Origin of the sequence: Bradyrhizobium sp. AT1 (assembly GCF_001590795.1) — a bacterium.
In the GTDB taxonomy this organism is placed as follows: Bacteria; Pseudomonadota; Alphaproteobacteria; order Rhizobiales; family Xanthobacteraceae; genus Bradyrhizobium.
The window spans coordinates 2,707,618-2,719,918 of the sequence record NZ_JXDL01000001.1 but is presented as its reverse complement, the minus strand read 5'-3'; the positions used below and the strand labels follow the sequence as shown (position 1 = coordinate 2,719,918).

11 protein-coding genes are annotated in these 12,301 nt (G+C 66.2%); 4 read left to right on the top strand and 7 right to left on the bottom strand.

The genetic code is table 11. The annotated features are described in order from the left end of the window. Positions 1-5: 5 nt before the first annotated feature. Entirely contained in the window at positions 6-1,109 is a 1,104-nt protein-coding gene (locus tag SE92_RS12925) for a DUF2336 domain-containing protein (RefSeq protein ID WP_063196045.1), read from the bottom strand. 63 nt (positions 1,110-1,172) lie between these two features. Continuing rightward, a complete protein-coding gene (locus SE92_RS12920; RefSeq protein WP_063196044.1) occupies positions 1,173-2,330 on the bottom strand; it encodes a GGDEF domain-containing protein in 1,158 nt (385 codons plus the stop codon). Positions 2,331-2,769: 439 nt separating this feature from the next. Here SE92_RS12920 and SE92_RS12915 point away from each other — a divergent pair, with 439 nt between their 5' ends. The 4 genes from SE92_RS12915 to SE92_RS12900 all read left to right on the top strand — a co-directional run bounded on the left by SE92_RS12915 (position 2,770) and on the right by SE92_RS12900 (position 7,006). Beyond that, positions 2,770-3,339 (top strand): sigma-70 family RNA polymerase sigma factor, encoded by a 570-nt coding sequence (locus SE92_RS12915; protein WP_063196043.1) that lies wholly within the window; start codon positions 2,770-2,772, stop codon positions 3,337-3,339. Continuing rightward, positions 3,336-4,031, top strand: coding sequence for a hypothetical protein (locus SE92_RS12910; protein ID WP_063196042.1), 696 nt, complete (start codon positions 3,336-3,338; stop codon positions 4,029-4,031). The genes SE92_RS12915 and SE92_RS12910 overlap by 4 nt, the downstream gene beginning before the upstream one ends. Before the next feature lie 15 nt (positions 4,032-4,046). Continuing rightward, positions 4,047-5,759 (top strand): S8 family serine peptidase, encoded by a 1,713-nt coding sequence (locus SE92_RS12905; protein ID WP_063196041.1) that lies wholly within the window; start codon positions 4,047-4,049, stop codon positions 5,757-5,759. Between the two features lie 482 nt (positions 5,760-6,241). After that, entirely contained in the window at positions 6,242-7,006 is a 765-nt protein-coding gene (locus SE92_RS12900) for a TIGR03809 family protein (RefSeq protein ID WP_063196040.1), read from the top strand. A 110-nt stretch (positions 7,007-7,116) separates the two neighbouring features. Here SE92_RS12900 and SE92_RS12895 read toward each other — a convergent pair whose 3' ends face one another. From SE92_RS12895 to SE92_RS12875, 5 genes are all read right to left on the bottom strand, one after another. Beyond that, positions 7,117-8,487: a TIGR03808 family TAT-translocated repetitive protein gene (locus SE92_RS12895; RefSeq protein ID WP_063196039.1), complete on the bottom strand. Its 1,371-nt coding sequence runs from the start codon at positions 8,485-8,487 to the stop codon at positions 7,117-7,119. Positions 8,488-8,562: 75 nt separating this feature from the next. Then, the gene (locus SE92_RS12890) at positions 8,563-9,228 is read right to left on the bottom strand and encodes a pyroglutamyl-peptidase I (protein WP_063196038.1); all 666 of its coding nucleotides are present in this window, start codon (positions 9,226-9,228) and stop codon (positions 8,563-8,565) included. Next, the gene (meaB, locus tag SE92_RS12885) at positions 9,225-10,214 is read right to left on the bottom strand and encodes a methylmalonyl Co-A mutase-associated GTPase MeaB (RefSeq protein ID WP_063196037.1); all 990 of its coding nucleotides are present in this window, start codon (positions 10,212-10,214) and stop codon (positions 9,225-9,227) included. Before meaB ends, SE92_RS12890 begins: the two co-directional genes overlap by 4 nt. A gap of 51 nt (positions 10,215-10,265) precedes the next feature. Further along, positions 10,266-11,777 (bottom strand): tripartite tricarboxylate transporter permease, encoded by a 1,512-nt coding sequence (locus SE92_RS12880; protein ID WP_063196036.1) that lies wholly within the window; start codon positions 11,775-11,777, stop codon positions 10,266-10,268. 6 nt (positions 11,778-11,783) lie between these two features. Beyond that, the coding region (locus SE92_RS12875; RefSeq protein ID WP_245324567.1) for a tripartite tricarboxylate transporter TctB family protein at positions 11,784-12,301 on the bottom strand (518 nt) is incomplete at its 5' end.

Below are 12,301 nucleotides of genomic sequence, written 5' to 3'. Positions count from 1 at the left end.
CGGCGTCACGCCGCCGGAATCGTGCTCTGCTGCATACGGTGGAAGCGCAGCACCTGCTGCGCTGTCGAGCTGCGGAGCGCCTCGTAAGCGTCGCGCAGCGTCAGCATGTCGGTCTGCGAGCCGCCTGAGAGCTTCTCGCGCATGGCGATGATGGCGCGCACGCTCGGCCAGGACATGCCCGCGACCTTGGCGAGGATCATCACACCCTCGGTGCGGCTTTCGATCATCATGGTCTCGGCGGTGTCGACCGCGACGCCCGCGAGCGCCGCGAGCCCCGCATTGGTTTCGTCGAACTTGCCCTGCTCGGCGAAAGTGGTGACCTGGAATTCGTTGAGACGGCCGTCAGCGTGCAGTGACTTCACCAGCGCACGGGCCATCTCGGTTTGCTTGGTCATCGCGGCGGCGCGGATCCGCTGGGCCACTTCCTGGACCACGCTCGACACCTCGTCGACGAGCTCCGGATGCGCGGCCTCGAGCTTCCTGCGCACGCTCGAGGACGCCTTGGCGACCAGTTTCAAATAGTGATGACGCGGCAGGTCCGTCCGCAGGCCGATGCAGGTGGCGAGGTCGTCGTCGCGTTCGGCGCGGGTGATGAGATCGGTGAGGCTTCCCTCGGAAAAGCGCGCGCCCGGATTGCTGACGGTCGACTGCACCACGTCCTCGTCGCCGCGGCTCACCAGCACGTCGGTCAGCGCCTCCGACAGCACCCGTCGCAGCGAGATCGCCTTGAGATGAGCCTGGCCCCTCGTGTGCGCGATCTCGATCAAGGTCGTCTCGTCCAGCCGTTCCGATTTCGACAGCACGGGGCCGGAGACCTCGACGACCTCGTCGAGCGCGAGCGTGCGGATGATGTTCGGCGGCGCGGCCGCGATCGGCGCGAGGCGGTCGGCGAGCAGCGCCCTGGCCGAAACCTCGATCTGCTCGATCAGGCACTGGAACACGTCGTCGAACACGCGGATGTGGTCGTCGGAATAATCCACCGCGTTGCCCACGAAGAGATCGGTCACGCGGCGTAGTGTCTCGACCCGGCGCGCGACGGTGCCGTGCGAGAGCGCAGCCTGCAATTCCTCGAGCAGATTCTCGGATGATCTTGTGGATTTGGATCTCATTGCCCTGTCCTGGAGCGTTCGGTCCGGCGTCGGCTTCTGTCGCACCGGGACGAAATGGATTGGTCAACTCGTTGCAATGCGGTTGCGCCCTTGCGCCTTGGCGGAATAGAGCGCGCGGTCGGCGCGCGCGAGAAACGTGTCGGCAGTATCGTTGTCGCGCAGCGTCACGACGCCCGCGGAAATGGTCACGTGCATGCCCGGAGAGAATGCGCTCCAGTCGAGATCGGCGACGATGCTGCGCAGGCGATCGAGCATGCGCTGGGCGGCGTCGCCCGAGGTGTCCGGCAAAATCAGCAGGAATTCCTCGCCGCCGTAGCGACCGAAGCAGTCGGCCGGGCGGATGTTGGCGAAAATCGTGATCGCGAAGGTGCGCAGCACCTCGTCGCCGACGGGATGGCCGTGGGCGTCGTTGATGCGCTTGAACCAGTCGAGATCGATCAGCGCGATCGCGCAAGGCGTCGAGGCCTGACGCGACTTTTCGATCTCGGCATCGAGAAGCCGCATGATGCAGCGGCGGTTGTAGGAGCCGGTGAGCTCGTCGAGCTCGGCCAGTTCCTCGATGCGCTGATAGGCGGCCTTCAGCTCGATGCTGCGCCGGTACAGGATCTTGCGCAGGGTGGCGCCGAACAGGCCGAGGAAGGCGCACTGGCCGATCACCAGCACGAAGCAGAGCATCGAGGCGGTTCGCTCCAGGCGGGTCGTCACCGGCAGTCCGATCGGCAGGTCCGAGCCCAGGAAGACCAAGGCAAGCCCGAAGGTGGCAAGGCCCCAGGTGACCATCGCCTGGCTCGACGTCATCCGCAGCGTGCCAAACGCGAAGATCAGAAACAGCACGGCGAGGAACGCGACCCCGATCGTCGGCACCGCGAGCAGGAACACCAGTTGCAGCGCCATATGCGCCGAGATCTGGAAGACGGTGAGATAATGATCCTCGAACCGGTCGCCGAAGCCGGCTTCCGACAGCACGGTGAACGTGCCGATGATCAGCAGGCCGCCGAGCCAGAACAGCGAGGGGACGGCCATGGAGACCGCCCCGGCATAGGCGTAGAGCAGCAGGACCGAAGCGCCCAGCGAATAGCTCGCGACCTGGCCGATATACATCTGGCGGCGCTGGCGGGCCCGGCGCGCCAGAACCTCGGGGGCCGCCGCCTCGGGCGCGAGGACGATCTCCGCGACCTCAGCGGCATTCCTCTCGGGAAAGGACGTCGCGGCCGTGTTCATGGTCCCGCCGGTGATGGATGTCAGCGTAAAAATCTACGTGGCAAGCCTTTAGGTTTGGTATCCTTGGAAATCGAATCCGAACGGTGCAGCACGGAACAAGGTGTTAGGCCGGCGGAAGAAATTTCGCCGGTGACCAGTCATTCGTTTGCGGTGCGATCGAGCCAAAGTCAGGCTTGGCGAGACATATGTCGTGCAGGACTGCTATGGAACCGGATGTGGCCGGGCCGCCTGTGCCGGACAGGCATTCCGCAGGGAAGTATCTCAGTATTATGTTACCGATCTGGATTGTGGCGGCCGACGGCCGCGGGCGGGACGAGAAAACTGCACGTATGTGGGGTGGATCACACAGGCGCCCGTATGACTGCGGTACCCTGAACAATTTTGCCCCCTCTGTCGAACCGTCCGCCGCGCCGACCCGACCAACTTTGCGAGACGGGCATTGAGCGTGACACAGGCGGCTTCGGACGAGGTCCTGATCGCCAGGATCGCTCAAGGTGACCGGCTCGCCATGCAGGTGCTGTACGGGCGGCACCATGTCAGGGTGTATCGTTTCGGGCTGAGGCTCGTGCGGGACGAGCAGGCGGCGGAAGACCTCATTAGCGAGGTGTTTCTCGACGTTTGGCGTCAAGCCGGCAAGTTCGAGGGCCGATCCGCCGTTTCTACCTGGCTGCTGGCAATCACCCGATTCAAGGCCCTGTCTGCGCTTCGGCGCAGAAAGGATTTTGAACTGGACGAAGACGCCGCGAACGCGATCGAGGATACGTCCGACGATCCGGAAACGGTGGTGCAGAAGAAGGATACCAGTGCTGCGTTGCGGGAGTGTCTGACGGGCCTCTCGCCGGACCACCGGGAAATCGTCGATCTCGTCTACTACCACGAGAAGTCCGTGGAAGAAGTGGCCGAAATCGTCGGAATACCGGAGAACACTGTGAAGACGCGCTTGTTCTATGCGCGCAAGAAATTGGCCGAACTGCTGAAGGCAGCCGGCATTGAGCGAGGCTGGCCATGATGGCTTTGAGCAAGAAGATGCTGGAGCAAGAGCCCAGTGAAATTGAACTGCTGCTGCCCTGGCACGCCGCCGGCACGCTGAACGCGCGCGATGCGCGCCGTGTCGAGGAAGCGCTGGCGCGCGATCCCGAGCTCGCCAAGCAATATGCCGCGATCCGCGGCGAGTACGAAGAGACCATCCATCTGAACGAGAGCTTAGGGGCTCCGTCGACGCGCGCGATGCAGAAGCTGTTCGCCGCGATCGAGGCCGAGCCGGCGCGGGCGAGCGGCTCGCTGCCGCTGTCGGCGCGTATCTCGAGCTTCTTCGCGAGCCTGTCGCCGCGCACGCTGGCCTGGTCGGCGAGCCTTGGCGCCGTGGCGCTCGTGCTGCAGGCCGGTGTCATCGGCGCCGTGCTGATGAAGAACCAGCCGGCGACGTTCCAGACCGCTTCGCTCTCGACCAGCGCGCCGATCACACGCGAGCTTGGCGGCACGGTTGCGCCGTCGCGCGCGCTGGTGCGCTTCACGCCCGAGGCGCGCATTGCCGACATCACCGGGCTGCTCGACAGCTATCAGGCCTCGATCATCGGCGATGCCAAGGGCGGCATGTTCCGCCTCCAGTTCGACAGGGCGATGAGCCAGGACGAGCTCGCTTCGCTGCTCGGCAGGATGCAGCGCGAGAAGTTCGTCAACCTCGCCGTCGCGGCGCCTTAAGGCGTCGCTGAACCGATGACGGGCAAGTCCGAGAGCAGGGTGCGCGCCGGGGTCACCGCTTCATCGGTCGGCGCCGCGCTCCTGATCGCCGCCTGTCTCGGCGTCGAGGTCGCGCAGGCGCAGGCGATCATGCGCACGCCGACGATCAGCGTGCCCTCGCGAACGCCGACCATCTCTCCGAGCATCACCCCACGCGTCAGCCCCAATATCGCCGCACGCGCGGTCAGCGTCGATCGCGGCCCGCGGACGATGGCGGCCATCCCGCACACCACCTCGCGCATCCGGCCGACGACGGTGCTGCTGCCCTATGCACGCTACTCGCCGAACCTCTATCCGGCCTGCACCGCGCCCTACCGCGATGCTGACGGCGAATGCCTGGCGCAGCCGAATGCGGGCGGCGGAGGCTCGGCCAAATCCGGCAAGAAGAGCGCCGGCAAGGGCCGCGGCGACGCCACACCGGCCGCCGCCAATCTGCGCAGCTTTGCCAACGAATTCGTGGCGGAGATCGATGGCACGCTGACGCCTGGCGATGCCGACGAGCTTGCCCGCCGGCACGGCTTGACGCGCGTCTCTTCGGAGAGCTTCCCGCTGATCGGGGCCACGTTCGGCCTGTTCCGCATCACGGATGGCCGGGCCACCGAGACGGTACGGCGCGAATTCGCCGCCGATGGCAGCGTGCGCTCGGTCCAGCCGAACTTCCGCTATGTGCTTCAGGACCAGAAATCGACGACGCCGAGCGAGGGCGATCCCGCGCAATATGCACTGGCAAAACTCCGCCTGCCGCAGGCGCACACGCTGGCGCACGGCGCCAACGTCACGGTTGCCGTGATCGACTCCGGCATCGACGCCGGCCATCCCGAGCTTGCCAATTCCGTCTCCGATAATTTCGATGCGCTCGGCAGCGCCGAGGGGCCGCACGTCCACGGCACCGGCATCGCCGGCGCGATCGTGGCCCATGTCAAGCTGATGGGCAGCGCGCCCGAGGCGCGCATCATCGCGATCCGCGCCTTCGGCGGCACCAACGGCGGCGCCGAGAGCTCGTCCTACATCATCCTGCGCTCGCTGAATTACGCCGCCGAGCACGGCGCGCAGATCGTCAATATGAGCTTTGCCGGTCCGAAGGACGCGGTGATCGAGCGCGCCATCGCGGCGACCGCCGCGCGCGGCCTCGTGCTGATCGCGGCCGCCGGCAATGCCGGTCCGAAATCGCCGCCGCTCTATCCCGCTGCCAATCCCAACGTGATTGCGGTCAGTGCGACCGACCAGCAGGACAGGCTGTTCACCGCGTCCAACCGCGGCAATTACATCGCCGTCGCGGCGCCCGGGGTCGACATCTTCCTGCCCGCGCCGGACGGCAAGTACCAGATGACGTCGGGAACCTCGTTCTCGGCCGCCTATGTCTCCGGCATCGCGGCGTTGCTGCTCGAGCGCAATTACGCCCTGAAGCCGGAGGCGCTGCGCATGACGCTGGCGAAGACCGCGCGCGACCTCGGCTCCCCCGGGCGTGACGAGCTGTTCGGCGACGGCCAGATCGACGCATTCGCCGCGGTGATGGCAGTTCCCGCTGACGGAGCGACGCCGGTTGCGGCTGCATCCGGTACAACAAAACGTGAAGATGCCGGGACGCGTCGCGATGGGCCCAACAGCCGCGCGATCGAACAACCCTCGCTGTCGAGCGCGGACGATAAATCCACGATTTCTCAGGCGGATAGGCCGGCGCCCCGATAGCGGCTGCGACAAAGATGCGCGCGGACCGAAGCTCAAAAAAGCAAACGCCGCATTGAACGTTCAGCCAGCTGCCACGACCAAATTATGTGGGAGCGGTCATCCCTCCCCATCAGTCATATTAGGCGCGAGCGCCCATCCACCCCAAGCGCCCATATGGCTCGACCCGTCCGGTTGTCCCCCCGGACGGGTCTTTTCTTTTTGGGCGTCCGATTTTTTGAAACTCTGCATGCGTTCAGCTTTCGGTTGAAAGGTCGCGTCGGCATTCCGGCCGCCGCTCGAGCAACACGCCGCAAGCCCGCTATGCTTGTGCGAAGCTTGACTCGAAAACGCAGTAAATCTCCGCACGACTACGGAGTTTGGCGACGCGCGGGGTGTCGTTGCTGGACAAGTCAAAACTTTTCCACAAAATATTCATGTCGCTTCTAAATTGATTCGTGTGCGTTGCGTCCCCGCGTCCGTGTTCTCTCCTGACGGGCTGGTCTATGACACTTCGCCAAGAATCTAACGGCGCGTCTGTGCGTGCCGTAGCTGTTGGCCGCGACGTCGCGGCGCGCTGGTGCGCGCTCGCCGAGCAGCGGCTGCAGCATCTCTCTGAGATGTTCGAGACCGGCCGGTGGCGCCGTTATCATTCCGAGATCGCATTCCTCGAAAACATCCAGGAAGCCAAGCGTGCGGTCCAGACCTGGCGCGCGCTCGCGACCGGCGGGGACGTCGCCGAGGCGGCTGCGAGCGTGACGCCCGCATTCGGTTGGTCGCCGGCGACGATGCCCCGCGTGTTTTCGCGCGAGCAGGCGCCGATGATGCAGCCGAAAGCCGTCCACATCGCCCCCGAGACGACCGTGCCGGTCAGGCTCGATCCAAAGCCCGACGTTCTGGCGGAGATCACCGAAGCCCCGATCGCGCCGTTCGCCGTACCGGCGCCTGCGGCGGTCGCGTCGTTCATCGCGCCTGCCGAGATGCCGCCACTGAAGGCTCCCGCTGCGCGAGCGCCGTTCACAGCACCTGCCGTGAAGCCACCACTGGCCCCTGCCGCAATGGCGCCGTTCACCGCGCCGGAAGTCAGGACGCCGCTCGCAGCGGCTGCCCCGAAGCCGCCAAAGGCCGCGCCTGCCGCGATGGCAGCGCTGCTGCCGCAATTCGCCCCGCCGGCCGAGGAGATCGTCGCAGCCCCCGAACGCGTCGTCGAATTCACCTTCAGCCTCGACGGCCTGGAAGCCAAGTACCCGCTGCTGCGGAACGCGTTCTAGGGAACGTCCGGCAAGGGATTTTCATCCCGTCATCCTGAGGTGCGGGGCATGGGACGCGGCGCGTCCCATGCGGGGCCTCGAAGGATGTACGGCCCGGCTATTGGCCGCGCCTACCTTCGCACCGCATTTCCGCCGAGCACCACCTGGGCAAATCGTTGCGCGCCGTCGGCCGACAGATCCGACGTCACCGCGCGCGCGTGATCGAGGCCGACGACAGCGCCGCGCGGGGTTTCCGAGATCATGTTGTTGTTGACGAGCGCGATGCCGGCGCCGGGCACGACGGAGACGCCGACACCGGCCAGCGCCTTGCGGATCACGTTGCCCGTGATCGCGACGTCGCGCAGATATTTGCCCCAGCCGGCGACGATGCCGTAGGACGGCGCGTTCTCGATCACATTGCCGGTCACCGAGGTGTCCGCCTCGATGTAGATGCCGACGCCGGCGTCGTCGTCCGGTGCGGTGCCGATCGGGCGCTTCGGGATCAGGTTGCGGATGATGTTGCCCTGAACCACCGCAATGCGGCCGCCTTCGTTGAAATTGCAGACGGAGACACCGACGGCCGCGCCGTCGACCGTATTGTTGGCGATCACCGCAGCCTCGAACGCGAACTCGGAATAGAGCGCGACTTCGCGTACGTCGCTGACGCTGTTGCCCGAGATGTGGATGTTCGAGGCGGAGTTGCCGCGCACCGCGGAGTAATCGCAGTTCCTGATGCGGTTGCCGCGCACGATCACGTTGCCGGCGCGGAAGGCGTTGATGGCGTTGCCGTACTGACCGGAGCCGCCGGGGCCGGCCTTGATGTTCTCGATGCGGTTATCGGCCACCAGCGTGCCATCGTCGCCGATCGCGGTGCGCAGGATCTCGATGCCGTTGTCATTGGTGCCGAGAATCGTGTTGCGGGAGACGTTGAGCCCTTTGGCATCGAACGACACCACCGCCGTCACCGCGATGTCAGTGAAGATGTTGCCGGAGATCTCGCCGGACACCTGCTCGAGCCAGATGCCGCTGCCGCCCGAGTTCGTGATCTCGCAATCGACGATGCGGACGTCGCGTCCGCCGAGAACATGGATCAGTCCGCGCCGCGTCGGCAGCGGAATGCTGCTGCCGTCGAAGGTGATGCCGGTGAGCCCAATCGCGTCGGAGCCGTCGCTCTGGATCGCCGAAGCTCCGCCGGTGAAGATGATTTTCGTTGCGCCGCGCACGCCGATCAATTGTGTGCCGCTCGGCAGCCGCAGCAGCCCGCTGCGATAGACGCCGGGCGACAGCGCCAGTGGCATCTGCGCTCGCGCCGCCTCGTCGATCGCACGCTGCAGCGCGCGGGTCTGGTCTTCGCTGCTGCCGGGTCGCACGCCGTATTGCGTGGCATCGCGGCCGAGCAGGGACGTCAGCGGCGCCGCGCGCGCGGCGTCGGCCGGCATGGCCAGCGCACCGGCAATGCCGGCAGTGGAAGCTCCGATGAGGTGGCGGCGATTGAGGTCCATGACGCGTCCTCCGCGCGGATTAGGTAGCGCAGGGCGGACGCGGGCGCGGGGATTGTTCGCGGTAGGGTTAAACGTTTACCGCGGCGGAGGCGCCAGCGTGTTCCGTCGCTTCCTTGCCAACCCCACCATTTCCATCAGCATGGCCTCGCCGGCATCAACGAGTTCCTCCAGCGTAATCCGGGCTGCGCCCTTCCGTCGCACCGCGCCGCTGCGCCCAAGCAGGGGGATGTGGATGAACGCCGCAAGCTGCGGACCACCGGCCTTGACGTTCTCGATCGCGCGCCAGCTCAAATAGTTGCAGAGATAGGCGCCGGCATCGCGCGAGGACCGTGCGTCGATGCCGGTGAGGCGCGCGGCGCGCAGCAGCCTTGCCGTGTGCGGGCCGAACGCCATGGCGTCCGCGGTGCCGGTGATGCCGCGCTTGCTCGAACGGGTGTTGGCGGCATCGGGCCAGAGCATGGTGACGGCGTTGCGCGCGCGGGTCTCGACGCGCAGGTAGGGCGTGCGCGCAGCGAGGCCGAACATCAACAGCGCATCGGGCTTCTGCTTTGCCAGCACCTCGGGCAATTGGTGGTCGACCGCCGCATAGGTGACCGGGAAGATGTGGCTCGAGATCGCGACGTCATCCAATGCTGGCCGGCGCAATTGCGCGAGCCGCGCCACCAGCGGCTGGGTCGGGTTGTAGGGCGCGCCGGGAAACGGCCCGAAGCCGGTGAGGAGAATGCGGAGCCTGTCGCTCATTGCAGCAACTCCAAAATCTGCTCGGCGGCGAGGGCCGGGGTGAGGTGGCCTTCGGCGACTTCAGTCTCGATCTTCTTCACCTTGGTGCGAACCGATGCCTCGCTGCGCAGCCGCGCCAGCATGCGTTGCTCCAGCATCGACCACATCCATTTCACCTGCTGCTCACGCCGCCGTGCGGCGAAGTCGCCCGATGCGTTCATCGCCTTGCGGTGATCCAGAACCTTCTGCCAGAGCTCCGCGATGCCGGTGCCGGCCAGCGCCGAATAGGTGACGACGGGCGGATGCCAATGCTCGGACCGCGGCGCCAAAATATGCAGCGCGCCGCGATAGTCGGCGGCGGTGATGTTGGCGCGCTTGAGATTGTCTCCGTCGGCCTTGTTGATGGCGATCATGTCGGCGAGCTCGACCAGGCCCTTCTTGATGCCCTGCAATTCGTCGCCGCCGCCCGGCAGCATCAGGGCGAGGAAGAAGTCGGTCATGTCGCAGACGGCAGTCTCGGACTGGCCGATGCCGACGGTCTCGACCAGCACGACGCCGAAGCCGGCAGCCTCGCAGAGCAGCATCGCCTCGCGTGTCTTCGCCGCGACCCCGCCGAGCGTACCCGAGGACGGCGAGGGGCGGATGAAGGCATGGTCAGAGGCCGACAGCCGCGCCATCCGCGTCTTGTCGCCGAGGATTGAGCCGCCGCTGCGCGCCGAGGACGGATCGACCGCGAGCACCGCGACCTTGTGACCCTGCTCGATGAGATAGGTGCCGAGCACATCGATGGTGGTGGACTTGCCGACGCCCGGCGAGCCGGTGATGCCGACACGGAACGCCTTGCCGGTGTGGGGCAGCAGCGTCTGCACCAGCTCTCGCGCCAGCGCCTGATGGTCGGCACGGCGGCTCTCCACGAGCGTGATGGCGCGGGCCAACGCCGCGCGGCTGCCGGCACGGAGATCACGGGCGAGGGATTTGATGTCCAGCGAGGCCTTCTTCTCAGTCATGCCCTGCTTTACAACGCCGAGGGCAGGCAGGCGAGGGTCACTCGCCCGGTATCACCTGCTCGTTGCCGCCGCCGTTTGCGGCGGTTTCACCTTGCGCCAGACCCACACCATCACCGGCCACAGCAGCGCGCCGATCGCCATCGCGGCGAGGATGGCGGCGACCGGGCGCTCGAAGAACGGCAAAATACTGCCGTCGGACTTGATCAGCGACGTGACGAAGGCCTGCTCGACCATGGTGCCCATGACGATCCCGAGCACCATGGCGGCGACGGGATAGCCGTTGGCTTCCATGACGTAGCCGATCACGCCGAAGGCGGCGACGGTGACGACGCCGAACATGTTGTTGCCGATCGCGAACGAACCGACCGCGCAGCACAGCATGATGATCGGCATGATTGCCGAGCGTGGAGCGAGCAGGATGTAGGCGGCGATCCGGATCATGGCGATGCCGAGCGGGATCATCAGGATGTTCGCGATGATGAACATCAAATAGATCGCGTACATGCTCGACGCTTTCTCGGTGAACAGCGTCGGGCCCGGATTGAGGCCCTTCATGTAGAGCACGCCGATCGCGATCGCGGCGATGGTGTCGCCGGGAATGCCGAACAGCAGCGAGGGCACCCAGCCCGAGGCGATGCTGGCATTGTTGCTGGCGCCGGCCTCGACCAGTCCCTCGACGTGGCCGGTGCCGAACTTCTCCGGCTCCTTGGAGAAGCGCTTGGACATCGCGTAGGACACCCAGGCGGCCATGTCGGCGCCCGCGCCCGGCAGCACGCCGATGATGATGCCGACGATGTTTCCGCGCGTCATCTGCCAGTGATACTGCTTGGTCAGCTTCCACTGGCCGGCCATGATGCTTCCGAATTTTCGGCGCGGCAGGGGCGGCGGTTCCGGCGTCAGCATCGCGCGCATCACCTGCGCCACCGCGAACACGCCGACCAGCGCCGGGATCGGCTCGATGCCGCCGAACAGATCGGTGAGGCCGAAGGTGAAGCGCGGCACGCCGCCGGGATTCTCGATGCCGACGCAGGAGACGAGCAGGCCTAGGAACATGCCGGCGATCGCCTTCACCGGCGAGGAGCGCGCCACCAGCGTGGCACACATCAGGCCGAGCAGTGCCAGCCAGAAATATTCGAAGGTGGAGAACGACAGCGCGATCTCGGCGAGCGGCGGCGCCGGGATCATCAGCGACAGCACGCCGGCGATGCCGCCGACGGCGGAGAACCACACGCCGGCCCCGAGCGCGAGCTCGGCCTGGCCCTTGCGTGTCATCGCGTAGGCTTCATCCGCATAGGCAGCTGAAGCGGGCGTGCCGGGAATGCGCAGCAGTGCGCCCGGGATGTCGCCGGAGAAGATCGCCATCGAGGAGGCCGCGACGATGGTCGCGATCGCCGCGATCGGCGAGAGGTAGAAGGTGACGGGGACGAGCAGGGCGGTCGCCATCGTCGCCGACAGGCCGGGCAGCGAGCCGATCACGAGGCCGTACACGGAGGCCGCGACCATCGCGATGATGACCTCCCAGGTGGAGATCAGGGCGAACGCTTCAATCAGGGTCTTGAGCATGGAGAATTACCAGGGCGTCGGCAGCAGGCCGGCAGGAAGCGGCACACGCAGCAACTTGCCGAAGATGAGGTGGATGGCGAAGGGCGAAAGCGCCGCGAGCGGCAAAGCCAGCTTCCACTTGGCCCCGAGCGCGGTCGAGGTGACATAGACCATGATCGCCGCGGTGATGATGAAGCCGAGCCGGTCGGCTGCAAACACGTAGAACAGCAGCAGCGCCGGCGGCAGCAGCGCGCGCAGGCCGTAGAGTTTGCTTTGCGGCGGCGGGGCTGCGGCCTGGCCATCCTCCAGCGGGATCAGCTCTTCCTCCTCCTCGAAGGAGTGGCCGATCCCGAACACGATCGCGAGCCCGCATAGCGCGAGCCCGCTGCCGATCACCAGCGGAAACACGTTGGGGCCGACGGGCTGTCCAGGCACCGGCGGCAGGATGTAGCCGCCATAGGCAGCCGCCGCGCCGAGTGCGACGAGAAACGATCCCGTGACGGAGTCGGGAAGACGCATGGAGAGGGCCTTAATCTTCTCCCTCT